The sequence below is a fragment of the Mesorhizobium sp. dw_380 genome, from assembly GCF_018588885.1.
Taxonomy (GTDB): Bacteria; Pseudomonadota; Alphaproteobacteria; order Rhizobiales; family Rhizobiaceae; genus Mesorhizobium.
The window spans coordinates 59,218-85,936 of the sequence record NZ_JAFFIW010000024.1; the positions used below are offsets into that span (position 1 = coordinate 59,218).

The window sequence follows — 26,719 nt, forward strand, 5'->3', positions numbered from 1 at the left end:
GGTCTTGCTCGTCGAAAGACCGGTTATGCCGCTGCCCGCCCGTCGTGCCGGCCCTCCCTGATCTCCTCGGTGAGTTTGTCACAGAAGGCGTCGAGATCGCCCGGGTTGCGGCTGGTGACAAGCCCCTGGTCGGTGACGACCTTGCTGTCCTCCCAAAGACCGCCGGCGTTGATCACGTCGGTCTTGATCGATTTGTAGGAGGTGACGCGGCGGCCTCTCGCGATCCCGGTTTCCACGAGAAGCCAGGGCGCATGGCAGATCGCGCCGACGACCTTCTTGGCGGACCAGAACGACTTGATGAAATCCAAAGCCTTCTGCTCGATCCGCAGCAGGTCGGGATTGATAACGCCGCCGGGCAGGACGATCGCATCGTAGTCGTCCGCCCGCGCCTCGTCCAAGGTCCTGTCGACAGGAACGCTCCGGCCCCAATCCTTGTGGTTCCAACCCTTGATCTCGCCGCTTTCAAGCGACACCACATCGACCTGCGCGCCCGCCTCGCGCAGTTTTTTCAACGGCACTTCCAGCTCGGACTGTTCGAAGCCGTTGGTCGCGAGAATGGCGATACGCTTGCCCGAAATGTCTTGCATCGTTTTCTCCATCTTTCGGTTGATGGAGGCTAACGAGACCTGGCAGGAAGCGTTCCTCCTGTAACTTTATGTGATTTCCGGGAGATGTGGGGCAGGTTTCGACCTGAAGCGCATCGCGTCGAAACAGGTCCATGCGACGCGCTTCACGTGGTCGTTTGATGCACTTCGCGCACTCCAAACCGAGATCACTTTTGGGCGACATGCATTTATCTTGGGGCGATAGTTTGAGCTCCAAGCCGAATTTTTCAATCCCGAGAAGGTTTTCAGAATTCCATTGCTATCTAAGTCTATAAGTTAAGTGGAATTTAATCCGACGCTCTTGGCCAGGGCGGGCAATCGAGGGGTTTGCCCTCTGTTCAAAAGGATCAAATATCATGCGAAGATTGATTTCCGCCGCCGTTGTCGGCTTTACCATCGCGGCCACGTTTACTGCCGCGCATGCTGACGACAAGAAAGTCGTCATCGCCTACCAAACCGGCGCCAACCCCTACAATCTCGGCATCGCCAATGGCGATCTCGCCAAGAAGACCGGCTGGAACATCGAATTCCGCCGCTTCAATTCCGGCGCCGACATCTTCGCGGCCATCGCATCCGGCGACGTCCAGATCGGCGATGTCGGATCGAGCCCGTTTGCGGCGGCCGTCAGCAGGGGCATCGACGTGAAGGCGTTCTACATCTCCTCGGTCTCCCGCGACGGCGAGGCCCTGGTGGTGCGGCCCGAAATCAAGTCGCCGGCGGACCTGCGCGGCAAGAAGCTCGCCGCAGCGCCGGTCTCGACCGACCATTACCAGCTTCTCGCCGTGCTCAAGCAGGAAGGCATTTCCGAGAAGGAAACCCAGGTCATCGCCATTCCGCAGCCCGAGATCGTGGCGGCCTGGAAGCGCGGCGACATTGACGGCGCCTTTGTCTGGGATCCGGCACTTTCCGAGCTCAAGAAGAATGGCAAGGTACTTCTCACAGCTGGCCAGGTAGCCGATCGTGGCGCGCCGACCTTCAGCGCGCTGGTCGTGACCGGCAAATTCGCCAAGGCCAATCCCGACTTCCTTGGCCAGTATGTCCGGCTGATCGACGGTTACAACACCGCCTATCTGAGCAATCCGGCTGCCTGGGGACCAGACTCCGAGGGTGCCAAGCTGATCGCAAAATTGCAGGGCGGCACGGCGGCCGAGAATTCGGGGCAGTTGAAGACGACCGTCGTTCCGCCGCTCGACGAACAGGCTTCCGACAAATGGCTGGGCGGAGGTGACAAGAGCACCGTTGCGAAAATCCTCAAGGACACCGCCGGCTTCCTGAAGGACCAGCACAAGATCACTACCATCAAGGACAGCTACGCCGAAGCCGCCGATCCGCAATATGCGGACGCCGCCAAGGCCTCGAACTAAAATCCCTGAAAGACATCCAGCCTGGCTGGCGGACATCTCGCCAGCCAGGCTGCCCGGAGGCCACCATGCTTCGTATCCGCGATGCCAGCGTCACCTTTCCAGCCACGGACGGCCAGGATGTGCACGCGCTCGACCACGTCTCGCTCGATATCGCTCCCGATTCCATCGTTGTCGCAGTCGGTGCTTCGGGATGCGGCAAGTCGACATTGCTCAACGCGATCGCCGGCTTCCTGCCGCTCAGCGAAGGCACGATCACGCTGGACGGAAAGGAGATCGTCGCGCCCGGCGGCGATCGTGGTGTCGTGTTCCAGAAGGATACGTTGTTGCCCTGGGCCAACGTGTTGGACAATGTTGCTCTCGGCCTGAAATACCGGGGCGTGCCGCGCGGCGAACGCCATGAGCAATCAAGGCGCCTGCTGGAACTGGTCGGGCTCGCCGATTTCGCCGAAAAGCCGCCCTACGAGTTGTCCGGCGGCATGCGTCAGCGCGTCGGCATCGCGCGGGCGCTGGCCACCGATCCGAAGATCCTCTTGATGGACGAGCCGTTCGGCGCCCTCGACAGCCTGACGCGTGAGACGATGCAGCAGCTTCTGGCGTCGGTCTGGGCCAAGACCAGCAAGCAGATCCTGTTCATCACCCATTCCATCGAGGAAGCCCTCACGCTCGGCACGACCGTCGTTGTGATGTCGCCCCGGCCGGGCCGAATCGTCGCCCGGTTCGACGCCGATTTCGTTCGCGAATTCGCGGAGAGCGGCGACATCGGGCCGATCCAGTCCCACCCCCGCTTCATCGAACTGCGACAGGAAATCCGCTCGCTCATCCACCTGCCGGAAGGCGCCCGCACAGGAACCCTGCAATGACGCTTGCCGCCAATTCCGGAACTTCATCTTCGTCTTCGAAGGCTCAGCGCGCGCCGTCTCCCAAACCGCGCCGATCGGCGTCGACAAGCACGCTCGGCATCAGCCTGGCCACGCTGGCGTCGCTGATCGCCTTGTGGTTCCTTGCCGCGCATTTCGAATGGGCGTCGCCGCTGTTCCTGCCGTCGCCGGTCGAGGTGCTGAGCCAGTTCAGCGCCGTCTGGGCCGATGGCTACGCCAACGGCACGCTGCTCGACCACACGCTGGCAAGTCTTGGCCGCATCGCCGCCGCGCTCGGCGTCGGCATTTTCCTGGGCATTCCGCTCGGCTTGCTGATGGGGCTCAATCGCTGGGTCAAGGGCATCTTCAGCGTGCCGATCGATCTCTACTGGGGCTTGCCGCCGCTGGCCTACCTGCCGCTGCTGATCATCTGGCTCGGCATCGGCGAGACCTCCAAGATCGTGCTCCTGTCGTTGTCGACCTTTGCCCCGATCTGCTTTGCCGCACAGGCCGGTGTCCGGTCCGTGCCCATTGAACGGATCAATGCCGCGCTGTCGCTTGGCGCCAGCCGCCTGCAACTGTTCACCAGCATCATCCTGCCGTCCGCATTGCCGGAAATCATGACCGGCCTGAAGATTGCCATTGGCGCGGGATTGTCGACGCTGGTCGCGGCCGAACTGATCGCGGCCCAATCGGGCCTTGGCTACATGATCATGTCGGCGGCCAATTTCCTCGCCACCGACGTCGTCTTCGTCGGCCTCATCGTCATTGCCGTCCTCGCCTTCGCCTTCACCAGCGGCATGCGCTGGCTGGAGCACCGCCTCATCCCCTGGAAGGGCAAGCTCTGACGCTTCCCGCACACATTCCGCATCGCTGAAGGAACAGTCCGATGTCCAGCAATACCCGTCCGCTTGACCTCTACTGGTATCTGCCGACCCATGGCGATGGGCCGTATCTCGGCACCGACGAGCGGCACCGCCCGGCAACCTTCGGCTATCTCAAGGAGATCGCCCAGGCCGCCGACCGGCTTGGCTTCAAGGGCGTGCTCCTGCCCACTGGAACGCGGTGCGAAGACGCCTGGATCGTGGCGGCCGGGCTGATCCCGCTGACCGAACGGCTGAAATTCCTCGTGGCGCTGCGGCCGGGCAGCGGGACGCCGGCGTTGTTCGCGCGCCATGCGGCCACGCTCGACCGCATTTCCGGCGGCCGTGTCCTGCTCAACGTCGTCACCGGCGCGGATCCGGCCGACCTTGCCGGCGACGGCAACAAGCTCAGCCATGACGAGCGCTATGCGCAGACCGACGAGTTCCTGACCATCTGGCGGCGCATCCTTTCGGGCGAACCAGCGGATTTCGAGGGCAAGTACCTGTCCGCCCACGGCACCGATATTTCTTTCCCTCCGGTCCAGCAGCCCCATCCGCCACTCTGGTTCGGCGGCTCTTCCGACGCCGGCATCGCGATCGCCGCCAAGCACGTCGATGCCTATCTGAGCTGGGGCGAACCGGTGGACCAGCTTGCCGAAAAGGTTGATCGCGTCAGGAAAGCCGCGGCGGCGCAAGGCCGCACGATCCGCTTCGGGCTCCGCATTCATCTGATCGTACGCGAGACAGAGGAAGAGGCCTGGGCCGCCGCCGACAGGCTGATCAGCCATGTCACCGACGATCTGATCGCCGAGGCCCAGAACGGATTTGTCCACATCTCGGAATCCGTCGGACAGAAGCGCATGTCGGCGCTTCACCAGGGCCGACGCGACCGGCTGGTCGTCGGTCCGAATCTGTGGGCGGGGCCCGGGCTGGTGCGAGGTGGCGCGGGAACGGCTCTGGTCGGCAATCCCGACAATGTTGCCGCGCGCATTCGCGAGTATCAGGAGATCGGCATCGAGACGATCATCGCGTCCGGCTATCCGCATCTCGAAGAGGCGTTCAACGTCGCTGAACTGCTTTTCCCCAAACTCGGGCTGAGCAGCGAAGCCGCACTCGCGGAGCGCGGCTGGGACGTCGAGTTCGGACGCGGGGTAGATCGGAAGGCCGCAGCATCGGCTTCTTGATGTCTCGCGAACGACAATAGAAAGAATTGAGACCCAACCCATCGACAGCTGCAAACTTTTCGTGGTCACCTCGGCCGTGCGGCTCAATATCGTCGAGCAAGCCGTCTCTCGAAAAAGCCGAAGCCGACAGTGATCGCCGCCGCTAGCAGGAAATATCCTACCGCGGCTGCGAGCAGAGGCTCGTAGACCCGAAAAGTCTGCGCGCGAACGAGGTTCGCTGCACCCATCAGTTCGAAGACCGTGATCGTCGAGGCCAATGCAGTTCCCTTCAAAAGCAGGATATTCTGCCCGCCGATCGCCGGCAGCGCCAACCTGAAAGCCTGCGGAAGAAGGACGGAGATCATGATCCGCATTTTCGACAGGCCAAGCGATTGGCCGGCCTCACGCAGCGGCAATCGCTCTTCATCTGTCACAGTGATAGGTGCAAGGCCTTTCCTGGCGTGATAGCGATTTGCGATGCCCTTAAGACTTGAAGAGAACAAGGCGTTGCGTGGCGTTGTCCGGCTGGTGGCGATTCTCAACCTTGCCTATTTCGGCATCGAGTTCGCCATAGCAAGGGCCATTGGCTCGGTATCGCTGTTTGCGGATAGCGTCGACTTTCTGGAAGATGCCTCGGTCAATCTTCTAATCGTATTGGCAATTGGCTGGACCGCGCGAAACCGAGCGCGGGTCGGCATGGCATTGGCCGGCATTCTCCTCATTCCGGGCCTGGCGACGCTCTGGACGGCATGGGAAAAGTTCAACCTTCCCTTGGCGCCGAATGCGGCACTGTTGTCATTGACCGGGGCTGGGGCCCTCATCGTCAACTTGTCCTGCGCCTTTATGCTGGCCAGGTACCGCCATCATAGCGGCAGTCTGACCAAAGCGGCGTTTCTGTCGGCACGGAATGACGCCTTGGCAAACGTCGCCATAGTCTCGGCGGGGCTGGTGACGGCCTATGTGTGGAGGTCAGCATGGCCGGATTTGGTTGTCGGCCTTTGTATCGCCGCCATGAATGCTGACGCTGCGCGCGAAGTCTGGGGAGCGGCACGAGCAGAACAAAGGGCCGAACCCTAGCTCCAGGAGATCATCCGGAAACGTGATCGAGCTCTTCTGGCACGTTTTGGGGTCAGTCACGGCTTTGTGCGCATGAAAAATGGCAGCACCCGAAAGGGCATTCACTTGCGCCACATTTCGAACACAAACGTTATATTGTTACCGTTATACAGTTACACCATACCGACAAGCCTTGCGGCCGGCCGTTCCTCCCACACAATCCAAAGGAGACCAAGGATGCGTTCCGTTCCCTTTCTAGCCGCGCTGCTGGTTGCAGCGCCCCTGCTGACCAGTGCTGTCGCCCGGGCCGAAGACAAGATGAACATTGTGGCAGCCGAGAATTTCTATGGCGATCTCGCTCGCCAGATCGGCGGCAGCCATGTCGCGGTCACCAGCATCCTTGCCAATCCCGACGACGATCCGCACCTTTTCGAGACCAGCCCGTCGACGGCGCGCACCATCGCCGATGCCAAGATCATCATCTACAACGGCGCCGATTACGATCCTTGGATGGACAAGCTGCTCTCGGCCTCGACCAAGCCGGACCGCACCACCATCATCGCCGTCGACCTGATCGGCAAGAAGTCGGGCGACAATCCGCATCTCTGGTACAACCCGGCGACACTGCCGGCGATTGCCAAGGCGCTCACCGCCGATCTGTCGAAGCGCGATCCCGCCAATGCAGTGCACTACGAAGCCAATCTGAAAAAATTCCAGTCGTCGCTCGAGGGCATCGACAAGGAAATCGCCGACGTCAAGAAGACCTATGCCGGTACCGAAGTGACCGCCACCGAGCCGGTGTTCGGCTATATGGCGGAAGCCCTCGGCCTCAAGATGCTGAACTACGACTTCCAGGTGGCGTTGATGAACGACGCCGAGCCGAGCCCAACCCAGGTGACGGCTTTCGAGAACAGCCTGAAGGATGGTTCGGCCAAGATCCTGTTCTACAATTCGCAAGTGACGGACGAGGCGACGACCAGGCTGCTCGACATCGCCAAGCAGAACAAGGTCACCGTCATCGGCGTCACCGAGACGGAACCGGCCGGCCAGACGATCCAGTCCTGGTTCGGCGGGCAGCTTGACGCGGTCCAGAAGGCGCTCGCAGCCCGCACGCAATGAGCGCCGTCGCATTCGAGCGGGTCACGCTGACCTATGGGGGACGCCGGGTTCTTTCCGACGTCTCCTTTTCGATTCCGCAAGGCGCCTTTGTCGGCCTTCTCGGCGCCAATGGCGCCGGCAAGACGACGATGCTGCGCGCGATCCTGGGCCTCATCAAGCCGGCGGGTGGTGCCATCTCGGTGCTCGGCAAACCGCCGACGCGCGGCAATCCGTCGATCGGCTACATGCCGCAAGCGCGACGCACCCTTACCCATATGGGCATCAGCGGCCTGGACTTTGTGCTCACCGCGGCGGGCGGACATCGCTGGGGCTGGCCCGTGGCTTCCGCTGCCGAAAAGGAAGCCGCCTGGAAGGCGCTCGAGGAGGTCGGGGCGACCGACCTCGCCCGGCGCCCGCTGGCAGAGCTTTCCGGCGGCGAGCGCCAGCGCATCCTGATTGCGCAATCACTGATCGGCGATCCGCAGCTGCTGCTGCTCGACGAGCCGCTGATCAGCCTCGACGCAGCACACCAGCGCACGATCATCGATCTGGTGCATGAGGTGGGGAAACGGCTCGGCATCGCGGTGCTGTTCTGCTCGCACGAGATCAACCCGCTGCTGCGCGCCGTCGATTCCGTGCTCTATCTCGGCAATGGCAGCGCCGCGATCGGCTCCGTCGACGAGGTCATCAGCGGGCCGGTGCTGTCGAAACTCTACGGCACGCAAATCAATGTGGTGCGGGTCGCCGGACGCATCTTCGTCATGGCCGACGACGTCGAACTGGAAAGCGGGGCGCATGTCCACGATCTTTGATTATGAATTCATGCGCAACGCCTTCTATGCCTGCACCGTGGTCGGCATCGTCGCCGGTGCGGTCGGCTATTTCCTCGTGCTCCGGGGTCAGACTTTTGCAGGCCACGCGCTCGCCCATGTCGGCTTTCCTGGCGCCACCGGCGCCGGCCTCATTGGAGTGTCGCCGTTTTTCGGCCTGACCGTGTTCACCGTCGTCGCCGGCATCGGCATCGGCCTGCTCGGCGAGCGCGCGCATCGCGACGTCGCCATCGGCATCGTGCTGACGCTGTCGCTCGGCCTTGGCCTTTTGTTCCTGCATTTCTACACCGCCTTCGCCTCGCAGGCGACCAACGTGCTGTTCGGCAATGTGCTCGGCATCAGCCTGCGCACCGTCATCGTGCTTGCGGTGCTGGCCGTGGCGATCCTTGTCGCGCTGGTGCTGATCGCCCGGCCGTTGCTGTTCGCCAGCCTGCAGCCGGAACTCGCCGAGGCGCGGGGCGTGCCGCTCAACCTCGTCTCGACGCTATTCATGATCCTCGTCGCTGTCGCCACCGCCGAGGCCGTGCAGATCGTCGGCGTGCTGCTCGTCTTCGCGCTGATGGTCGCCCCGGCGGCGACGGCGCTCAGGCTGACGCGCCGCGTGCTCGCCGGCATCGCGGTCTCGATCGCGCTTGCCGTCGTCATCGCCTGGGTCAGCCTGTCGCTCGCCTTTCTGACCGACTGGCCGACGAGCTTCTGGATCACGGCGCTGGGTGCGGCCGCCTATCTGATCAGCGGCATGGCGCAACGCTCGATGGCCAATGACAACCGCTGACCTCACCCGGAACCAGAAGCTGGTGCTGAATGCCATCACCCAGGCCGGCAGGCCGGTCAGCGCCTACGACATCCTCGATGACATCCGGCCGCATGGCATCCGATCGCCGGTGCAGGTCTATCGGGCGGTCAAGAAACTCATCGAGGACGGCACGGTTCACAAGATCGAAAGCCTCAATGCATTCGTGTTGTGCGTCGGTCCACACGCCCATGGCCGGGGGACAGCGATCCTCGCGGTTTGCGAACGATGCGGCCGGGTCACGGAGTTTAGCGACGACGTTGTCGATCTCCGGTTGGCCGAGTGGGCGAGACGCCAAAATTTCCAGATCGGGACGACAAGCCTAGAACTCAGCGGGCTATGCACTGATTGCCTGTCGGAGCCGACCGCGTTTCTTGAAAAATAGACTCAGGAATCTTCACGGGAGGACGGGCCGTGCAGCGGACCGTGAACGGTCGCCTTGCCGATCTACTCTCGGAAACGGTGTCTCGAAGCGGCGCGCGTTCGCCCCGCCTTCAGCTACCGGTGGCGGGAGTGGCGCAAGCACCGGAGGCCTGGCGGCAACTGCCGCTCCTCCAAGAAGAAGGCCAATCGCAATCAGCCAACTGCCAAGGATGCGCGCGGCGATCGGAAACCAGCTCTGCCGGAAGGCATGCCCGCTGAGGCCAATGGCAGCCAGGATCCATGAGCCGATAAGAGTGGCGATCAGCGAAATTGCGGGATCATGCAAGGTGGGGTCGGTCAGCGTTGTGGCGACACCAAGCATGGCGCCGATAAGCGTGGTGGCCAGGGGAGGAACCCATAGTCTGAGGCGGGCAGGCATGATCAACAGCAGACCGGACGCAAGCGCCGAAACCGGCCCGGTCAGGAAGAGGTGCGTCGTTGCGCCGGGCACGGCCGCCATGAGTGCGAGAAAGTGGTCCTGAAAGACTATTCCCAGCATGACGCCAAGCAGAAATGTTGCCAGTGCGACAACGACATGGCGACTGCGCACCAGAGCGATCGCGACACCAAGTCCGGCAAGCGGAATGACCCGTTCCAAAGAAAGGCCACTGTTAAAAATCCACCATGACGTCATCGTTCGCTCGGACGGCGCCTGCAATGCGAGAGCGCCGATAGCGGCTGCCCCGGCGAGCGCCAACACAGGGCCGGACCACCGCAGCAGCGTCCTGGCGGCGGGTCGTTGCGAACCTATCTCAGGCGACAAGGAAATAGGTGCCTCCGATCGCGATCGACCCACCCAGCCCTCGCGATAGTCAGCCGCCGAACGGCTTGCCAAGAACAAGCCCGACCCCGATGCCCAGAAGATGGATCATGCCGGTGGCGACGACAAAGCCAATGGCAAAGTCGGCAGGGTCGGCGGCGTTGGGCAACTCCGCGCCATGAGCATATCCATGGCAAACCGCAAACACTGCGATCAGCAGCAACGCGATCCATTCCGCCGGCCGCCAGGCGCATGCAATGGCAAGTCCCAAGGTGATGATCGAAAGCGCGATGCCGGTCTCCACGCCGGGCAGCGGGAGCCCCGCAATACCGGCGACGCCACCGAGAACCATGATCTGCGGGAACGCGACCGGCAGCGCCCAGATCGATCGTCCGCCGATCTGGGCGCCCCACAAGCCAACGGCGAACATCGCCAGAAAGTGATCGGGGCCTGTCAGCGGATGTTCGAAACCGCTGCCAAATCCGCCTGTTCCCGTTTGAATGATATGGGCTTGCACACTTGTCGACACAGCTACGAGCGCGAAACTTGCCATGAGGAAGCGACAGAAAAGAGCCCCGGTCCCGCCTGGACTGCCCCCCAGCATCGGTCGCGACCTCGTGGCCTTCAAACTATGCACTGACCAGGCCACGTGTTGATGCCCTTGTTACGCTGTTCGTCACGATCTGAGGGAATGTTTGCACCACGCGCCTGGATCGAGCCTGCGACGCCCATTTCCAAACCCAGCTTCCGACAGACTCTGTGGAACGTTGCAAGCGTAGGGGCAATTGACAGCACGAATCGCGTCCCCAAACTCAAACAGTAGAGCGCAATTCTGTCGGTTTCGCGATGCCTGAGCATTGAGCTGTTGGGCGGCGTTTGGCGTTTCACAAACTCCACCACCGATCTGACCATTGTCGATGGTTGAACCGCGTAGCGCGAACTCGATGGCTTCGCCCCGACCATGGAAGGGGTTCGCAAAGCGGCTGCCGGCCATTTCAGCCGCTTACATTGCGCTTATATTGAAATGCCATGTAAGCAAAAGGCGCCCCGAAGGGCGCCTCTTAATCGCTTGATTCCCCTAGAGGAAATTGGAGCGGGTGAAGCGATTCGAACGCTCGACCCCAACCTTGGCAAGGTTGTGCTCTACCCCTGAGCTACACCCGCTCACACGGCGTCTTGGCCGCAAGCCGGGCCTATATGGCTGAAGAGCGCGGCGATTGCAACAGGGAATCGCGAGCCTTTTTGCAAGCTTCCTGACGATGCCGGCAAACCGCCCGCGGCCTGCGGATTTCATTGTCCCGTTGCGCGATGGTCTTGTGTCGGCCGCCTTAATGGCCGTAAACGGCAAGGCCAAGAAACGGACGAAGAAGAAGATCGATGCCGAAGAGCGAAGCTGAACTGATGGCCTTTCTTGCCGGGCTCGGCATTGCCGTCTCGACGATACGCCATCCGCCGCTCTACACGGTCGCCGATTCGCAGGCGCTGCGCGGCGAAATCGAGGGCGGGCACACGAAGAACCTGTTCCTGAAGGACAAGAAGGACAATTTCTTCCTGGTCACCGTCGGCGAGGACGCGGTCGTCGATCTCAAGCAGATCCACCAGCTGATCGGCGCCGCCAGCCGCGTGTCCTTCGGCAAGCCGGAGATGCTGATGGAGCTGCTCGGCGTTTCGCCGGGCGCCGTTACCGTCTTCGGCGTCATCAACGACAGGGAAAACAGGGTCAAGCTGGTGCTCGACAGGGATCTGATGGAACACGCCGTCATCAACGCCCATCCGCTGACCAACGAAGCGACGACGTCGATCGCGGCGGGCGACCTCATCAGATTCGTCGAGGCAACCGGGCATGATGCTGCTATCTTGAAAGTCTCGGCATGATCGCCACATGGATGGCGAAGCCGACTTCCAATGAAGATATTGCGCCGAACCGTGGCGGCGGCGCGACCGAAAGGATGACAAGATGAGCGACAACAATCCGTTTGGCGGGTCATTCGGCAGCAATGGCGGCCAGTATGCCACCACGGTGCAGTATGGCGGAACCGAGCCCGCGCGCGCAAAGGTCGCCCCTGGCGATGCGCCCGCGGGAGCCCCTGCCGGCGGCGATGTCATCAAGGACACGACGACCGCGGCCTTCGCCGCCGATGTCATCCAGGAATCGCGCCGCCAGCCGGTGCTGGTCGATTTCTGGGCGCCGTGGTGCGGCCCCTGCAAGCAGCTGACGCCGCAGCTGGAAAAGGCGGTCAAGGCCGCCGGCGGCAAGGTCAAGCTGGTCAAGATGAACATCGACGATCATCCCTCGATCGCCGGCCAGCTCGGCATCCAGTCCATTCCGGCGGTCATCGCCTTTAAGGACGGCCAGCCGGTCGACGGCTTCATGGGTGCCGTCCCCGAGAGCCAGATCGCCGAATTCATCACCAAGGTCGGCGGCAAGGGCAATGGCGCGCCGCCGGTGGCCGAAGCCTTGGCCGCCGCCGCCGAGGCGCGCGACGCCGGCGACATGCAGGCCGCCGCCGACATCTATGACGCGGTCCTGGCGCAGGCGCCGGAGACGGTCGAGGCGATCGCCGGACTGGGCGAGTTGTTGTTCGAGGCCGGCGACACGCAAGGCGCCGAAGCGTTGCTGGCAACGGCGCCGGAGGCCAAGAAGGATGCGCCGGCGCTCGGCGCGCTGCGCGCCAAGATGGCGCTCGCCGCGCAGGCGGCCGCGCTTGGCAACCCGGCCGAGTTCGAGCGCCGCCTGGCCGAAAACCCTGGGGATCACCAGGCGCGTTTCGATCTGGCCATGATCCAGAACGCCAGGGGCGAGCGCATGGCGGCCGCCGACAATCTCCTGGCCATCGTCAAGGCCGACCGCGGCTGGAACGAGGATGGCGCCAAGACGCAGTTGCTGCAGTTTTTCGAGGCCTGGGGCATGACCGACGAGGCGACGCTGGCGGCACGGCGCAAATTGTCGTCGCTGCTGTTTTCCTGAGCCGCGGCTGTTTCGTCGCACGGGCTTGCGGACGGTGGTGACTGCGCCAGATTAGGAAATTGACTTCCAGCTGGTGAAGTCGATCGGAGGAATGAGGTGCAAGCGGGAAACGCGCATTACCGGCTCGCCAAGGATTTGCCGTCGACGATCCCGATCTTTCCGCTCGAAGGCGCGCTTTTGCTGCCGGGCGGCCGCATGCCTCTCAACATCTTCGAGCCGCGCTACCTGCAGATGGTTGACGAGGCTATCGCCGGTTCGCGGCTGATCGGCGTCATCCAGCCCCGTCTCGATGGCGCGCTGCGCGAGGATGGCGAGCCGGAGCTCTGCAATGTCGGCTGCGCCGGCCGCATCATCGCCCTTTCCGAGACCGGCGACGGCCGCTACCTGATTTCGCTGCAGGGCGTTTGCCGGTTCCGCATCACCCACGAACTGGCCGTGAAAACGCCGTTTCGCCAAGCCAAGCTCGCTCCCTTTCTCGCCGATCTCGGCGAGGATCAGGCGGCGAACGAGATCGACCGGCCGGCACTGCTCAGGGCATTTCGCGCCTATCTGCAGGCCAACGATCTCGAGGCCGACTGGGAAAGCGTCAGCCGCGCCGAAAATGCCATGCTGGTCAACGCCTTGTCGATGATGGCGCCCTATGGGCCGGCGGAAAAGCAGGCGCTGCTCGAAGCAGCGGACCTGAAGACCCGGGCCGAAACGCTGATCGCCATCACCGAAATGACGCTGGCGCGCGAGAACGAGGACTTTGGTTCGAGCTTGCAGTAAGATGTGCCGATATTCAGGTGATGCCGGCCTGACCTGAATCTCAACACATCTTAGGCCCGCAACCGGCTGAGAAGAGTGATGCGATGGCGGCGGATGGACGTGACGGAAAGAAGACCAATGTCGACCCCAAGCTGCTGGAGCTGCTGGCCTGCCCGCTGACCAAGGGGCCGCTGGCCTGGGATCCGGATCGCGGTGAACTGATCTCAAGGGTGGCCAAGCTCGCTTATCCGGTGCGCGACGGCATCCCGATCATGCTGCCTTCCGAGGCGCGGATCATCTCGGCGGAGGATGTGTTGTCGCCGCCGAAACCGGGTGGATCGACCTGATTTCGGGCGCCGCTGGGGCGCAGAAGTTTCCAGAGGCTGGCGGGACAGCGCCCCCCTCTGTCCTGCCGGACATCTCCCCCTCAAGGGGGGAGATTGGCTGTTGTCCTCGTTTTCGCCAATCTCCAACATTGAAAGACGGGTCGGGCGGCGAAGCTGCCGATCTCCCCCCAAGTGGGGGAGATGCCCGGCAGGGCAGAGGGGTGCTGTCCCGCTAGCGTCCATTCTGCATCACCGCGACGTTGAGATGCAAAACTAGGGAACCGCCCTACTGGAAATTGCGCCCCTTGGGCATGACCTGTTCCGCCTCCTCCGACAGCGTTGCGAGATCCTGTTTGATCGGCGCGTTGCGGAGCGCGGGGCGGCCATCGCGATCCGGGACTTCTGTCTTGGCGGTCGGGGAGGTGGCCGCCGGCTGCCCGGCCCCACTGACCTTCTCCAGAAGCACGGTCAGCCAGGGCGTCAGATCCTCGACCTTCTCGGCGACGATATGGACCACACCGGATTCCGATTGCAATTTCCCGGTGACCTTCACGAAGCGCGCGCCCATGACGATGGGCCGGAAGCGGGTGAAGGTTCTCTCCCAGAAGATGACGTTGGCGACCGCCTTGTCGTCCTCCAGCGTCAGGAAGATCGCGTTGCCCTTGCCGGGGCGCTGGCGCACCAGCACCAGCCCGGCGACGGAAACCCGCCTGCCGTCGCGCACCGAGGGGAGGTTGGCATTGGGCGTGACGCCGGCGCGGTCGAGCCGCTCGCGCAGGAAGGCGACAGGGTGTGCCCGCAGCGACAGGCCGAGCGAGCGGTAGTCGTGGATGACATGCTCGCCGAGCGGCATTTTCGGCAGTTTCGTCTCGGGTTCCAGTTCGCGCAGGCGCAGCGCCGGCTGGTCGAACAGCGGCAGTTTTTCGGCGGCACTCTTGCCGTCCAGCGCGCGCACCGCCCACAAGGCTTCACGACGATCAAGGCCGAGCGAACGGAAGGCGTCGGCCTGCGCCAGCCTTTCGATCTCGCCGACATCGAGGCCGGAGCGCAGCCAGACATCCCGGACGGTCGAGTAGCCGGCGCCGCGTCGCGCAACGAATTGCTCCATGCGTTCCTTGGAAAGGCCCTTGATCTGCCTGAAGCCGAGTCGCACCGCATGGTCCGTCTCGATGACGCCGCGCATTTCGGCATGGCGCGGCAGGATGCGGGCCGGGTCGAAAGGCGCTTTCTCCAGGGTGCAGTCCCAGACGGAATAATTGACGTCGACCTCGCGGATATCGACGCCATGGTCGCGCGCGTCACGCACCAGCTGCGCCGGCTGGTAAAACCCCATCGGCTGCGCGTTCAGGATCGCGGCGCAGAACACGTCGGGATAGAAGGTCTTGAACCAGCAGGAGGCATAGACGAGCAAAGCGAAGGAAGCGGCATGGCTTTCGGGAAAGCCGTATTCGCCGAAACCCTCGATCTGCTTGAAGCAGCGCTCGGCGAAATCCTCCGTGTAACCTCTGTCCGTCATGCCCTTGATCATGCGCCGGCGGTAATTGCCGATCGTGCCGGTGCGCTTGAACGTAGCCATGGCGCGGCGCAGCTCGTCGGCCTCACCCGGCCTGAAACCGCCGGCGACGATGGCAATCTTCATCGCCTGTTCCTGGAACAGGGGAACACCCAGCGTCTTGCCAAGAATCTCTCTCAGTTCCGGCTTGGGATATTCAGCGTCTTCCTTGCCTTGCCGGCGGCGCAGATAGGGATGCACCATATCGCCCTGGATCGGGCCGGGCCGCACGATCGCCACCTCGATGACCAGATCGTAGAAGCTGCGTGGCCTGAGCCTGGGCAGCATCGACATCTGCGCGCGCGATTCGATCTGGAAGACGCCGATCGTGTCGGCGCGGCAGATCATGTCGTAGACGCGGCCGTCCTCCTTGGCGATCGTATCCAGGGTCAGTGGCCTGCCATAGCCGTCCCTCACGCAATAATGATTTTCGAGCAACGTGAAGGCGCGCTGGAGGCAGGTCAGCATGCCGAGCGCCAGGATGTCCACTTTGAGGATTTTCACCGCATCGAGATCGTCTTTGTCCCATTCGACCATCTTGCGCTCGTCCATCGCCGTCTTGACGATGGGGACGATCTCGTCGAGCCGGTCCCTGGTGATGACGAAACCGCCGACATGCTGTGACAAATGACGCGGGAAGCCCATGATCTCGTTGGCGCACTCCATCACATGCCGCGACACCGGATCGGCGCGGTCGAGGCCACCGGCGCGGGCTTCCTTCTCGCCGAGTTCCGAGGTCGACCAGCCCCAGATCGAGCCGGACAGCGACGCCCTGACATCCTCGGACAGGCCCATCGCCTTCGACACTTCGCGCAGCGCCGAGCGGCCGCGATAGCTGATGACGGCGGCGGCAAGCGCGGTGCGCTTGGAGCTGTATTTCTCGTAAATATACTGGATGACGGTTTCGCGCTTTTCATGCTCGAAGTCGACATCGATGTCGGGCGGTTCGTTCCTCTCCTCGGAAATGAAGCGTTCGAAAAGCGTATCGATCTTGTCCGGCCCCACCTCGGTGATGCCGATGCAGAAACAGACGATCGAATTGGCGGCCGACCCACGGCCCTGGCAGAGGATGTCCTGGCTGCGGGCGAATTTGACGATGTCGTAGACGGTCAGGAAATAGCGGGCGTAGTTGAGGCGCTCGATCAGAGCGAGTTCTTCCTCGATGCGCTTGATCACGGAGGCAGGCACTCCCGAGGGATAGCGCCTGGCCGCACCCTCCCGCGCCAGTCTCTCCAGTTCGGCCTGCGGCCCGAGGCCCGATTCCGTCGGCTCGTCCGGATAATTGTACTGGAGGTCGCTGAGCGAGAAGGCCAATTCTTCCCCGAAGCGCAACGTCTCGGCCAGAGCCTGCGGATGGCGGCGGAAGAGGCGACCCATCTCCAGCGGCGGCTTCAAATGGCGCTCGGCATTGGCGGTCAGCTGCAGGCCCACTTCCGCGACGGGCGTGTTGAGGCGGATCGCGGTCAGCACGTCCTGCAAGGGGCGGCGTTCGGCCGTGTGGTAGAGGACATCGTTGGTCGCCATCAGCGGCATGCCGAGACTCTCGGCAAACGCCGCCGCCTGCTCGATCCGGAACCGGTCATTGCCCGCATAACAGGGCGAGACGCCAAGCCGCAGGGCCTTACCGAAGCGGTCCTTGAGCTTCCGAAGCAGGGCAAGGCTTTCTTCCGCGCCGGCCGTCAGATCGGGCAGGATCGCCAGCGACATCATATCCCCCCATTCGAGGAGATCGTTGCGCTGGAGCAGGGTGGCACCCTTTTCGGTCTCGTCGCGCAGATTGGCTTGGGTGAGCATGCGGCAGAGATGCCCCCAGCCCTTGCGATCCCTGGGATAAGCGAGAATGTCGGGCGTGCCGTCGCAGAAAACCAGCCGGCAGCCGGGGTGGTAGAAGAGGTTTTCGACCTTGGCCTGCTGCCAGGCGCGCACCACGCCGGCCACCGTGTTGCGGTCGGCAAGCCCGATCGCGGAGAAGCCCAGGAGCTTGGCCGCCACCACCAGCTCCTCCGGCTTGGAAGCGCCGCGCAGGAAGGAGAAATTCGACTGGATGCCGAACTCGGCATAGGGAATGACGGTCAGCGCGTTCATGCGAAGACCCCGTGCATGAACCAGCGCGGCGGGATCTGCGAGACGCCGCCGTAAAGCCCTTGCCGGTAGAGCCAGTAGCGGCGGCCGTCGGCATCCTCGATGCGGAAATAGTCGCGTGTCGATGCCGCGGCGTCGCCTGGCGCTTGCCGCCACCATTCGGCGGCGATGCGTTCCGGTCCCTCGGCACGGGTAACGCGATAGAGCGCGCGGCGCCAGCGAAAGTGCAGCGGCGGTCCCTCCGGCATTTCGGTGGCCGGCACCTCGATCGGTTCGGGCGCGCGGAACAGCCGGATCGGCCGTTCCGGCGGGAAGATGGTCATCGGCGCCTGCATCCTGTCCGGCTTCTTCGGCGGCGTGACACGGCGCGGGGTTTCGGTGAAGGGGACGATGGCGACGGCGCGTTCCGGCAGATGGCTTTCCACAGTGACCGGCTGCAGCACCGCGCCCTCGCCGAGCCGGGCGCGTATGCGGTCGGCGAACAGGGCGATGTCGGCGCCGTCATCGGCCACCTCCCCGGTCAGATCGGCCTGCGCCATGTCGAAAGCGGCGGCGGCCAGCACAGAGAGCCGCACCAGATCGAAGCCGTAGCCGGCATCGATGTCCTGCTCGAGCGCGGCCAGCCTTTCATGAAACAGTTTCTGGATCAGCCGGGGGTCGCGCATCGGCCGCGAGGTGCCGAGCGCAATGCGGCTGACGGCGCCGTCGACACGAAAGAGCAGCAGCGCCAGCGTCCGGGCGCCCTCGCCACGGCGCTCGAGATCGGTCTTCAACGTTGTTGCCAGCAAGCCCACCAGCCGCTCAATGTCCTCGGTCAGGGTGACAGGCTCGGCCAGATGACGTTCGACCGAAAGCGGCGCGACGGGAAGGCGCGGCGAGACCGCCTCGTCAAGACGGCCAAGCGCCTGATCGAGACGCAGCAGCAAGGCGGCGCCGAAGCGGCGGGCAAGCGGCGCGCGCGGTGCGGCCATGACGGCGCCCGCCGTGCGAAGGCCGACGCTTTCCAGGCTGGCGCGGGTTTCCGGCGCTATGCGCAATGCGGCCAGCGGCAAGGGCGCCAGCAGCGCTTCCTCCTCGCCTGACACAACGATGCGATCGCCGCAAAAGCGTGCCGCCGCCCAGGCCGCGCCCGGCGTCGGGGCAAGGCCGGCGCGGACATCGAAGCCCTGATGGAAGAAGCGCGACAGGATGTCGTCCAGCATGGCGCGTTCGCCGCCGAACAGATGGGTGCAGCCGGTGACGTCGAGAAACAGGCCGTCCGCCCCGTCCAGCGCCACCAGCGGGGTGTAGCGGTCGCACCAGTCGGCAAGGCCTTCGAGCAGGCGGCGGTCGGCCTCGGGATCGGCCTCGACGATGTCGATCGACGGATGCATGGCGCGCGCATCGGCAATGCCTATGTCGCGTTTCAGGTGCAGCGCCTCAGCCCGCTCGTCGAGGGCCGAGATGCGCTGTGCGTTCCCGTGGCGGTGGCTGATCACCAGGGGCGGGTGATCCGACGGCCGGGAACGCCAGGACCGCCCCAGACGCTGCCGCAGGATTCTTTCCGCTGCCAGATAGGGAAACCACAGAGACAGGATTCTTTGCCCGTTGCCTTCTTTCGTCGCCCGTTCTTTCGTCGAATACGCGTTCATCGGGGTTCCACTCCAGTGTGAATTGTCCAGGCAGGGCCGTGCGGCTCTTGCCGATGGTGATGGTGAAGGCCGGGCGGCCGATCGAACCGGCTAGCGGGCCGGCGACCGTGGCGCGCGGCACGGCCGGCGCCGACGAGACGATCAGGCGCACAGGCGCTGCCGTCGGTTCGGGCCCGGCCGCCTGCCGCAGCAGGAACACCGGCCGGCCGGCACTTTGCGCCCTTGCATGCAGCCGGCGTGTCGCGGTCAGGTCCAGCCGTTGCGGATTGCCGCGGATTTCCAGGATGACGGCGGCGAGCGCGGTCATCCGGGCGGCCTCTTCGGCGATCCACAGCGCATCGACAAGCCGGGGCGCCTCGGAAAACAGCAATTGCTCGGGCTCGATGCCGAACGAGGCATGCAGCCCCCTGGCATAGGGAAAGCCGGCCTCGCGAAAAATCTCCGTGGTGCCGATCCACAGCACCGGCAGCCCGTGCGCCTTTTTGAGGATCAGGCTGGTGAGCGACAGGGCAAAGCCGGCGACGGCCCCGGCATTGCGGGTTTCCAGGCCATGGATTTCGCTGAGCGCGGCTCTCGGCAGGCCGCCGCTCAGGGCGGCATCGAGGCGCTCGATGCCGATGGGCAGGAAGGCATCCGGCAACGCCGCGGCGATGCCGCGCCGGACGATCGTGAGATCCGCGTTGGATGTGATGTCGGCATTGACGTCGGCATCAAGAGGCGCGCCAGCCGGCGCCTGCAGGCGCTCGGGCAGCGTTCCCTCGATCTTCGCGATCTGGCGGCGCAGGGCAAAAACAGTTTCCCGCGCCACGGCGGTCATCGCCATGACGGTCAGCTTCCACTCACAATTGTTCCTGTTATGTTCCTATTGATTCCAGAGGGCGCCGGAAGAGTCAAGCAGAGTCCTAAGGAATTTATTCCTTGCCGCGGCATGCTGCAGGGCATCGGCCGCATCATTTGCCTCGACCGGCACGAAAGCCTATATGCCGGATCAAAGGACAAAGCATGGCCCGCATCTACAAGACCCGCACCTGGCATGACGAACTTGCGCCGTCGATGGAGGAGTTGGAGTTCCTGGCGCTGGAGGCCTACGCCCACCTGCCGGAGGAGTTTCGCAAGCTGACCGGCGAGATCGTCATCCAGATCGCCGAGTTCCCGACCGACGAGATCATGGACGATCTGTCGCTGGAAACGCCGTTCGACCTGCTCGGCCTGTTCGAGGGGCGCGGCATCGCCGAACGCTGGAACCCGCAGACCGGCGAAGGCCCGAACCGCATCACGCTCTACCGCCGCGCCATGCTCGACTACTGGGCCGAAAACGAGGAGACGCTGGGCGACATCGTCACCCACGTGCTGATCCACGAGATCGGCCACCATTTCGGCCTGTCGGACGATGACATGGAGCGGATCGAAGAGGCGGTAGAATAATTGAGCGCCGCCGAGCAGCGGTGCGTAATCAGCGCCTCATTCCTTCGCGCCCCCCTCTGTCCTGCCGGCGTTTCTATGCTCGCTTCAGCGGAATGCTCTACCAGTCGCCGAGCTTCATATCGGGCCCATTCCTGGCCGTCGACATCCTTCACCACGGCCTGGCCGCAGCGCATGGTTTTGGCTCGGCGAGCCGATCACACGCGTCCCCGTCTTGTCCAGTTATACAAGTTTTGATATAAGATTGTCATGCCGGTGACGAAGCGACTAGAGTTTCTTGGAGATTCTCTTGCCCAGCTCCGGGATTTTCCAGAAGCGGCGCGCAAGGAAGCAGGTGTCCAGCTTCATAAGATCCAGCTCGGATTTGAGCCAAGCGACTGGAAGCCGATGACGACGGTAGGCCCAGGCGTGCGGGAAATCCGCGTCCGTGACGATGCCGGCGCGTTCCGGGTGCTTTACGTCGCCAGCATAGGCGACGCCATCTATGTGCTGCACGCCTTCCAGAAGAAGACGCAACAGACGGCGAAACGAGATCTGGATCTTGCCGCATCGCGGTTCAGGCAAATCTAGTGGAGGTATGACGATGGAACGCCAGAGTTTTGAGAACGTATGGGACGCGCTGGAAGATACTCCGGCCGAGGCTGCCAACATGACCATGCGCTCCACCTTGCTGATCGCGATTGAACAGCGGGTGCGCAGCTGGGATGTTACCCAAGCCGAAGCAGCCAACCGGCTCGGGATTACCCAGCCGCGCCTCAACGACCTCCTGCGGGGCAGGATCGCCAATTTCAGTCTGGATACATTGATCAATCTCGCCGCACTGGCCGGACTTACCGTGCGTCTTGATATCGCCGAAGCCGCTTGATGCTATCGTTGCCGGCGACTACCAGTCGCTGAGCTTGGTATCGGGCCCATATTCCTGGCCGTCGACATCCTTGACCACGGCCTGGCCGCAGCACATGGTTTTGGCTTTCTTGTCATAGGCATAGGTCGGCGAGCCGAACAGGTGCCAGCCCTTGTTCAGCGCAGCCGTCACCTTATGGCAGAAGCTGGCATCGTCCGGGCCGGTCAGAAAGCGGTAGAGTTTCATTTTTCAGTCCTGTCGTGAACACCTTAGCTGGATCATTCGCCGATGGCGGCGGCCTTCGCCAGCAGTTTTTCAGCTTGTACCAGGTGCAGCTGCTCGACCATCTTGCCGTTCAGCGCGATCACGGCCTTGCCCGCATTTTCGGCCAGCGAGAACGCGTTCTTCACCGCGCGTGCCTCGGCCACCGCTTCCGCGGACGGCACAAAGGCGCGGTTCGCCGCTTCGATCTGGGCCGGGTGGATGAGGGTCTTGCCGTCGAACCCCATGGCGGCCGCCTCCGTGCATTCGCGGGCCAAGGCGTCGAGGTCGCGAAAATCGTTGGCGACACCGTCCAGTATGTCGAGACCGCCGGCGCGCGCGGCCAGCACCATCTGCATCAGCCAAGGCATGAGGTAGCGGCGATCCGGAGTCGCCAGCACACCGGTGTCTTTCACCAAATCATTCGTTCCGGCAACGAAACAACTGAGCCGCGAGGCGGGATCGCGACCGAGCTCGGCGATGACGCCGATGTTGAGCAGCGCCTTGGCCGTCTCGATCATCGCCCAGATTTTGACGCTGTCGGGGGCAGAATTGTCGTCGAGCAGATCGCCGGCTTCGAGCAGGTCGCGCGGCGTGTCGACCTTGGGCAAAAGAATGCCGTTGGGCTCGCAGCTCGCGGCGGCCAGAAGGTCGTCGGCGCCCCATTCGCTAGCCAGCGGATTGATGCGCACCACCATTTCGCAACGGCGGCCGATGTGATTGGCGGCAGGGCGGCTGGCGAAAATCCTCGGCAACTTTCCGCGGGCAGCGATCTTGTCGGCCGAGGCAGCGGCATCCTCCAGATCGATGATGACGGCGTCGCAGGAAAGCTGCCCGATCTTGGCCAGCGCCTTGTCGTTGGAGGCCGGGACATAGAGCACCGAGCGGCGCGGGCGGTACGTATCCATGTCCGATCTATGCCGCGTGCGGTTGGTCGAGGCAAGCGCTGGAGCAATTGCATCGGGTGAAGTTTGCGCGCGGTCGGCTAATCGTCAAGATCAGCGGCGCCAACCTTTGGAGGGGCGGGCGAATTCGAACCCAAAGTGATTGCGCCCTGCCTCTGCACGAAAACTGCACACGCTTGCGGAAAATCTCCTTGGATCCGCCCTGCCGCCTCCCTGCCGGCCTGCGAGACAGGCGGCATGCACGAGCGAGCAAAACTCCATTGGTCCCTGCCTCATCGGCTGCGCAGCGACGGCTGGTGGCTGGTCGATCCGCCGCGTGTGAATCCTACGGTGATCCTCGTTCCTTTCGTCCGCGTGGCAGAAACGAAGGCTGGTATCGCATCGCCCGGCGGAACTGGCGCGCCTGGAGCTTTCCGTGACTGGCGCCTGCCGCGCACTCTGGACACCAGAGCCTCATCCGTGATTCCCTCCGCGACCCAAGCCGTGCCGGACATCTGATCCATGCCGCATCACATCCTGGTCGCCGACGATGACCCGCATATACGCGAAGTGATCTGCTTCGCGCTGGAAAAGGCCGGCATGAAGACAACCGCCGTTTCCGATGGCGCCGCTGCCCTGCAGGCGATCGAACGGCGCACGCCTGACCTTGTCGTGCTCGACATCGGCATGCCGGAGATGGACGGGCTGGAGGTCTGCCGGCGGCTGCGGCAGCGATCCGATGTGCCGGTGCTGTTCCTGTCCGCGCGCGACGAAGAAATCGATCGGGTGCTGGGTCTCGAAATGGGCGGCGACGACTATGTGACGAAACCGTTTTCCCCGCGCGAACTGGTCGCCCGCGTCAACGTCATCCTGCGGCGTGCCCGGCCGGTGCTGCCCGAACCGGTCGACGACAGGCGGTTCGCGCATGGCAAGCTTACCCTGGCGCCAGCCAGCCACGCCGCCAGCTTCGACGGCCAGCCGCTGGCCCTGACCGGGATCGAATTCTCGATCCTGAAAGGGTTTCTGGCGCGGCCCACGCATGTGCTCGACCGCGACGCGGTGATGGCCAATGCCTATGCCGGCAAGATCCATGTCGCCGACCGCACCGTCGACAGCCATATCCGCAACATCCGCGCCAAGCTTACGGCGGTGGGCTGCCTGGATGCCATCGAGACCGTGCATGGCGTCGGCTTCCGGCTCGGCCGATGCGGCTGACCACTTCCAGCAAGTGGATTGGCCTGAAATGGCGGCCACGCCTTGCCACGGTCGTTGTCGCCATCCTGATCCTGGTGATGGCCCTGCCGCTGGTCGGCCTGTTCTTCTTCCGGCTCTACGAGAATCAGCTGATCCGCCAGACCGAGGCGGAACTGATCGCGCAAGGCGCCGCCATCGCCGCCATCTATGCGCGGGACGTCCGCGACGCCGGCATTGCCCCGGAAAAGCTCGGCACGCCGATGCCGCAGGCAAACGGAAGCGCGAGCCGAAGCGCCGACGGTCCCTACCGGCCGATCGAACCGCGTCTCGATCTCGCTTCGGATTACGTGCTTCCGACCCGGCCGGCGGCGGAGTCAGCCACCGCCGATCCCGCCTTCGCCGCGATCGGCGCGCGCCTGTCGGGCGTTCTCGACGCCACGCAGAAAACCACGCTGGCCGGCTTCCGGCTGCTCGACCCACGAGGCGTGGTCATCGCCGGGCGCGGCGAGGTCGGGCAGTCGCTGGCGGAGGTCGAGGAGGTGCGTGCCGCGCTTGATGGACACTATGCCAGCGCGCTCCGCCTGCGCATTCCCGACCAGCCGACGCCACCGCTCTATTCGGTCAGCCGCGGCACCAGGGTGCGCGTCTTCGTCGCCCTGCCGGTGGCCGTCGACGGTAAGGTCGCCGGCGTGGTCTATGTCTCGCGGACACCCAACAACATCATCAAACATCTCTATGGAGAGCGCGGCAAGGTGACCCTGGCGGCCATCGCCATTCTCGGCGGCACGCTGCTGATTGGCCTGGTGTTCCTGCGCACTGTCAGCCGGCCGATCTACGCGCTGATCGACCGCACGCAGCGTATCGCCGCCGGCGAGCGCGACGCGATGCGGCCGCTCGACCACCATGGCACCTACGAAATGGCCGAGCTTTCCGCCGCCTTCCTCGATATGGCGGAAAAACTGCAGGCACGATCGGACAGCATCCAGACATTTGCCACCCATGTCTCGCACGAGCTCAAATCGCCTTTGACGGCGATCCAGGGCGCGGCTGAATTGCTGCGCGATTCAGGCAGCGCGATGGACGATGCCGAGCGGCGGCGCTTCTCCAACAACATCGTCAACGATGCGGGGCGGCTCAACCTGCTGGTGCGCCGCCTGCTCGATCTGGCGCGGGCGGAAAACCTCGCACCGAGCGGTGAAACCACCTCGATTGGCGCCGCGCTGGCGCTGCTTCCCGTCGAGACCAGGCTGGCGGTCCGGGTCGAGGCGGGTGGCGATCTCAGGCTGCGCATGTCGGCGGAGAACGCGGCGATCGTGTTTGCCAACCTCGTCGACAATTCGGCAAGACACGGCGCGACGCTGGTTTCGATTGCCGCCGCAAGCGCCGGCGGCAAGGCGACGCTGCTGGTCAGCGACGACGGCGCCGGCATTTCGCCGAGCAACCGGGCGCGCATCTTCGAGCCGTTCTTCACCACGCGGCGCTCTACCGGCGGCACCGGCATGGGCCTCGGCATCGTGCTGGCCCTCCTGAAAGCGCATGATGGTACGATCCGGCTGGTTGACTCCGAACGCGGCACGCGCTTCGAGATTGTTTTGCCGGCGGCATAGACAGGCCGCCGACCGGATCGGAGAAAAAATGCGCTACGACATCGTCATCATCGGCGGGGCCATCGTCGGGTCCTCCATTGCCTATTATCTGCGCGAGGAAGGGTTTTCCGGCTCCATCGCGCTGATCGAGCGCGATCCGCAATTCGCGCACGCGGCAACGACGCTGTCCATGGCCTCGATCCGCCAGCAATTCTCCATTCCGGAAAATATCCGGCTGTCGCAATTCACGCTGAAACTGTTCCGGCGGCTGAAGGAGACTTTCGGCACCGATGCCGATATCGGATTCCGCGAAGGCGGTTATCTGATCCTCGCCGGGGAAGCCGGGCTGCCGATCCTCGAGGCCAATCACGCGGCGCAGATCGGCGAGGGCGCTGACATCGTGCTCGAGGATGCGGAGCAGCTGACGCGGCGCTTCGCCTGGCTGTCGACCGAAGGCATTTCCGCCGGCGCCTATGGCCGGACCGGCGAAGGCTGGTTCGACGCGCATGCGATGCTGACGCTGTTCCGCAAGGCGCTGCGTGACAAGAAGATCGATTTCATCACCGCTGATGTCACCGGGATCGAGCGGCAAGGCGACCGTGTCACCGGTGTCAGCCTCGACAATGGCGAGACATTGCAAGCCGGTACCGTCATCAACGCCGCCGGGCCGAATGCCGGCAAGGTCGCGGCCCTTGCCGGGCTGGCGCTGCCGGTCGAGCCGCGCAAGCGCAACGTCTTCGTCTTCGAGGCGCGCGAGAAATATGCCGACATGCCGCTGCTGGTCGACCCCTCCGGCATTTATGTGCGCCCGGAAGGCTCGGTCTACCTCACCGGCGGCGCCGAGCCGGAGGAGGGCGACGGCCCGGCCGACCCCAGCGATTTCGAAGTCGACTGGCCATTGTTCGAAGAGGTGATCTGGCCGGTGCTGGCAACCCGCATTCCGGCCTTCGAGGCAATCAAGCCGACCCGCGCCTGGGCTGGGCACTATGACTACAACACGCTCGATCAGAACGCGGTGATCGGCCCGCATCCAGAGGTGACGAATTTCCTCTTCGCCAACGGATTCTCCGGCCACGGCCTGCAACAGGCGCCGGCGGTGGGCAAGGCGCTGGCCGAGCTGATCGTGCATGGCGGGTATCGGACGGTGGATTGCAGGGCGTTTGGGTATGGGCGCGTGGCTGAAGGAAGGGCGTTCCGGGAATTGAATGTGATTTGAGCAAAGCGGTTTCATCCTTCGACGTCGGCGCCGCCCCTCACCTGCCTGCCGGCATCCTCTCCCCGTAAACGGGGCGAGGGACGCTGGTATCACTGGCTTCGCCAATCATAGGCGTCGCAGAATCGGGCCCCGAGGCTTGGGCCGCTTCTTTCGCCCCGTTTACGGGAGAAATGCCCGGCAGGGCAATGAGGGGC

At 63.8% G+C, this 26,719-nt stretch carries 29 protein-coding genes and 1 tRNA gene; 20 read left to right on the plus strand and 10 right to left on the minus strand.

All coding sequences use genetic code 11. The features are described from left to right. Positions 1 to 23: 23 nt before the first annotated feature. Complete coding sequence (locus tag JT360_RS21710; RefSeq protein ID WP_214473889.1) at positions 24 to 587, minus strand: type 1 glutamine amidotransferase domain-containing protein; 564 nt, start codon at positions 585 to 587, stop codon at positions 24 to 26. A 374-nt stretch (positions 588 to 961) separates the two neighbouring features. Here JT360_RS21710 and tauA point away from each other — a divergent pair, with 374 nt between their 5' ends. The 4 genes from tauA to ssuD all read left to right on the plus strand — a co-directional run bounded on the left by tauA (position 962) and on the right by ssuD (position 4,873). After that, the gene (gene tauA / locus JT360_RS21715) at positions 962 to 1,969 is read left to right on the plus strand and encodes a taurine ABC transporter substrate-binding protein (protein ID WP_214473891.1); all 1,008 of its coding nucleotides are present in this window, start codon (positions 962 to 964) and stop codon (positions 1,967 to 1,969) included. Positions 1,970 to 2,034: 65 nt separating this feature from the next. Then, a complete protein-coding gene (locus JT360_RS21720) occupies positions 2,035 to 2,829 on the plus strand; it encodes a taurine ABC transporter ATP-binding protein (RefSeq protein ID WP_214473893.1) in 795 nt (264 codons plus the stop codon). Then, positions 2,826 to 3,674, plus strand: coding sequence for an ABC transporter permease subunit (locus tag JT360_RS21725; RefSeq protein ID WP_214473895.1), 849 nt, complete (start codon positions 2,826 to 2,828; stop codon positions 3,672 to 3,674). Before JT360_RS21720 ends, JT360_RS21725 begins: the two co-directional genes overlap by 4 nt. Before the next feature lie 41 nt (positions 3,675 to 3,715). Further along, positions 3,716 to 4,873: an FMNH2-dependent alkanesulfonate monooxygenase gene (gene ssuD / locus JT360_RS21730; protein ID WP_214473897.1), complete on the plus strand. Its 1,158-nt coding sequence runs from the start codon at positions 3,716 to 3,718 to the stop codon at positions 4,871 to 4,873. 83 nt (positions 4,874 to 4,956) lie between these two features. Here the strand turns inward: ssuD and JT360_RS21735 are convergent, their stop codons facing one another. Continuing rightward, on the minus strand, positions 4,957 to 5,286 hold the full coding sequence (locus JT360_RS21735) for an ABC transporter permease subunit (protein WP_352128036.1): 330 nt from the start codon (positions 5,284 to 5,286) through the stop codon (positions 4,957 to 4,959). 43 nt (positions 5,287 to 5,329) lie between these two features. On the opposite strand from JT360_RS21735, the gene JT360_RS21740 reads away from it, so the two are divergent. The 5 genes from JT360_RS21740 (at position 5,330) to JT360_RS21760 (ending at position 9,014) form a co-directional block, all read left to right on the plus strand. Then, a complete protein-coding gene (locus tag JT360_RS21740) occupies positions 5,330 to 5,929 on the plus strand; it encodes a cation efflux transmembrane domain-containing protein (RefSeq protein WP_214473899.1) in 600 nt (199 codons plus the stop codon). A 216-nt stretch (positions 5,930 to 6,145) separates the two neighbouring features. Next, positions 6,146 to 7,027, plus strand: a complete 882-nt coding sequence (locus tag JT360_RS21745) for a metal ABC transporter solute-binding protein, Zn/Mn family (RefSeq protein WP_214473900.1) — start codon at positions 6,146 to 6,148, stop codon at positions 7,025 to 7,027. After that, positions 7,024 to 7,818: a metal ABC transporter ATP-binding protein gene (locus JT360_RS21750; protein ID WP_214473901.1), complete on the plus strand. Its 795-nt coding sequence runs from the start codon at positions 7,024 to 7,026 to the stop codon at positions 7,816 to 7,818. Before JT360_RS21745 ends, JT360_RS21750 begins: the two co-directional genes overlap by 4 nt. Further along, positions 7,802 to 8,611, plus strand: coding sequence for a metal ABC transporter permease (locus tag JT360_RS21755; RefSeq protein WP_214473902.1), 810 nt, complete (start codon positions 7,802 to 7,804; stop codon positions 8,609 to 8,611). The genes JT360_RS21750 and JT360_RS21755 overlap by 17 nt, the downstream gene beginning before the upstream one ends. A gap of 22 nt (positions 8,612 to 8,633) precedes the next feature. Next, complete coding sequence (locus JT360_RS21760) at positions 8,634 to 9,014, plus strand: Fur family transcriptional regulator (protein ID WP_502845483.1); 381 nt, start codon at positions 8,634 to 8,636, stop codon at positions 9,012 to 9,014. Positions 9,015 to 9,026: 12 nt separating this feature from the next. On the opposite strand, the gene JT360_RS21765 is transcribed toward JT360_RS21760, so the two are convergent. From JT360_RS21765 to JT360_RS21775, 3 genes are all read right to left on the minus strand, one after another. Beyond that, the gene (locus tag JT360_RS21765; RefSeq protein ID WP_214473906.1) at positions 9,027 to 9,686 is read right to left on the minus strand and encodes a hypothetical protein; all 660 of its coding nucleotides are present in this window, start codon (positions 9,684 to 9,686) and stop codon (positions 9,027 to 9,029) included. Positions 9,687 to 9,864: 178 nt separating this feature from the next. Beyond that, the gene (locus JT360_RS21770) at positions 9,865 to 10,461 is read right to left on the minus strand and encodes a HupE/UreJ family protein (RefSeq protein WP_352128040.1); all 597 of its coding nucleotides are present in this window, start codon (positions 10,459 to 10,461) and stop codon (positions 9,865 to 9,867) included. Between the two features lie 440 nt (positions 10,462 to 10,901). Then, positions 10,902 to 10,976: transfer RNA gene (locus JT360_RS21775), tRNA-Gly, on the minus strand. A gap of 53 nt (positions 10,977 to 11,029) precedes the next feature. Here JT360_RS21775 and JT360_RS21780 point away from each other — a divergent pair. The 5 genes from JT360_RS21780 to JT360_RS21800 all read left to right on the plus strand — a co-directional run bounded on the left by JT360_RS21780 (position 11,030) and on the right by JT360_RS21800 (position 13,874). Beyond that, on the plus strand, positions 11,030 to 11,209 hold the full coding sequence (locus JT360_RS21780; RefSeq protein ID WP_214473908.1) for a hypothetical protein: 180 nt from the start codon (positions 11,030 to 11,032) through the stop codon (positions 11,207 to 11,209). Continuing rightward, on the plus strand, positions 11,190 to 11,687 hold the full coding sequence (locus tag JT360_RS21785) for a prolyl-tRNA synthetase associated domain-containing protein (protein ID WP_214473909.1): 498 nt from the start codon (positions 11,190 to 11,192) through the stop codon (positions 11,685 to 11,687). The genes JT360_RS21780 and JT360_RS21785 overlap by 20 nt, the downstream gene beginning before the upstream one ends. Before the next feature lie 82 nt (positions 11,688 to 11,769). After that, entirely contained in the window at positions 11,770 to 12,780 is a 1,011-nt protein-coding gene (gene trxA / locus JT360_RS21790; RefSeq protein WP_214473911.1) for a thioredoxin, read from the plus strand. A gap of 96 nt (positions 12,781 to 12,876) precedes the next feature. Further along, positions 12,877 to 13,548: an LON peptidase substrate-binding domain-containing protein gene (locus JT360_RS21795; protein ID WP_214473914.1), complete on the plus strand. Its 672-nt coding sequence runs from the start codon at positions 12,877 to 12,879 to the stop codon at positions 13,546 to 13,548. Positions 13,549 to 13,631: 83 nt separating this feature from the next. Further along, a complete protein-coding gene (locus JT360_RS21800) occupies positions 13,632 to 13,874 on the plus strand; it encodes a Trm112 family protein (protein WP_214473915.1) in 243 nt (80 codons plus the stop codon). Between the two features lie 265 nt (positions 13,875 to 14,139). Here the strand turns inward: JT360_RS21800 and JT360_RS21805 are convergent, their stop codons facing one another. From JT360_RS21805 to JT360_RS33650, 3 genes are read right to left on the minus strand one after another with little or no spacing between them, the layout of a single operon-like run. Then, positions 14,140 to 17,490 carry an error-prone DNA polymerase gene (locus JT360_RS21805; RefSeq protein ID WP_214473916.1) on the minus strand — a complete coding sequence of 1,117 codons (3,351 nt, stop codon included), beginning with the start codon at positions 17,488 to 17,490 and terminating at the stop codon, positions 14,140 to 14,142. Then, positions 17,487 to 18,965, minus strand: a complete 1,479-nt coding sequence (locus tag JT360_RS21810) for a DUF6504 family protein (RefSeq protein WP_352128044.1) — start codon at positions 18,963 to 18,965, stop codon at positions 17,487 to 17,489. Before JT360_RS21810 ends, JT360_RS21805 begins: the two co-directional genes overlap by 4 nt. Continuing rightward, positions 18,907 to 19,941, minus strand: coding sequence for an ImuA family protein (locus JT360_RS33650; RefSeq protein WP_250888979.1), 1,035 nt, complete (start codon positions 19,939 to 19,941; stop codon positions 18,907 to 18,909). The genes JT360_RS21810 and JT360_RS33650 overlap by 59 nt, the downstream gene beginning before the upstream one ends. A 179-nt stretch (positions 19,942 to 20,120) precedes the next feature. On the opposite strand from JT360_RS33650, the gene JT360_RS21815 reads away from it, so the two are divergent. From JT360_RS21815 to JT360_RS21825, 3 genes are all read left to right on the plus strand, one after another. Further along, a complete protein-coding gene (locus tag JT360_RS21815) occupies positions 20,121 to 20,543 on the plus strand; it encodes a metallopeptidase family protein (RefSeq protein WP_214473924.1) in 423 nt (140 codons plus the stop codon). 246 nt (positions 20,544 to 20,789) lie between these two features. Beyond that, a complete protein-coding gene (locus JT360_RS21820) occupies positions 20,790 to 21,110 on the plus strand; it encodes a type II toxin-antitoxin system RelE/ParE family toxin (RefSeq protein ID WP_214473927.1) in 321 nt (106 codons plus the stop codon). A 13-nt stretch (positions 21,111 to 21,123) separates the two neighbouring features. After that, the gene (locus JT360_RS21825) at positions 21,124 to 21,405 is read left to right on the plus strand and encodes a helix-turn-helix domain-containing protein (RefSeq protein WP_214473931.1); all 282 of its coding nucleotides are present in this window, start codon (positions 21,124 to 21,126) and stop codon (positions 21,403 to 21,405) included. Positions 21,406 to 21,423: 18 nt separating this feature from the next. On the opposite strand, the gene JT360_RS21830 is transcribed toward JT360_RS21825, so the two are convergent. Both JT360_RS21830 and JT360_RS21835 read right to left on the minus strand, forming a co-directional pair. Then, complete coding sequence (locus JT360_RS21830; protein ID WP_214473932.1) at positions 21,424 to 21,630, minus strand: DUF1737 domain-containing protein; 207 nt, start codon at positions 21,628 to 21,630, stop codon at positions 21,424 to 21,426. Between the two features lie 32 nt (positions 21,631 to 21,662). Next, on the minus strand, positions 21,663 to 22,553 hold the full coding sequence (locus tag JT360_RS21835; protein WP_214473933.1) for an HpcH/HpaI aldolase/citrate lyase family protein: 891 nt from the start codon (positions 22,551 to 22,553) through the stop codon (positions 21,663 to 21,665). 498 nt (positions 22,554 to 23,051) lie between these two features. Here JT360_RS21835 and JT360_RS21840 point away from each other — a divergent pair, with 498 nt between their 5' ends. The 3 genes from JT360_RS21840 to JT360_RS21850 are packed head-to-tail and all read left to right on the plus strand — an operon-like array spanning position 23,052 to position 26,525. Beyond that, positions 23,052 to 23,744: a response regulator transcription factor gene (locus JT360_RS21840; protein ID WP_214473935.1), complete on the plus strand. Its 693-nt coding sequence runs from the start codon at positions 23,052 to 23,054 to the stop codon at positions 23,742 to 23,744. After that, the gene (locus JT360_RS21845; RefSeq protein ID WP_214473937.1) at positions 23,735 to 25,330 is read left to right on the plus strand and encodes a sensor histidine kinase; all 1,596 of its coding nucleotides are present in this window, start codon (positions 23,735 to 23,737) and stop codon (positions 25,328 to 25,330) included. The genes JT360_RS21840 and JT360_RS21845 overlap by 10 nt, the downstream gene beginning before the upstream one ends. Before the next feature lie 28 nt (positions 25,331 to 25,358). Continuing rightward, entirely contained in the window at positions 25,359 to 26,525 is a 1,167-nt protein-coding gene (locus JT360_RS21850) for an NAD(P)/FAD-dependent oxidoreductase (protein ID WP_214473939.1), read from the plus strand. Positions 26,526 to 26,719: the final 194 nt, after the last annotated feature.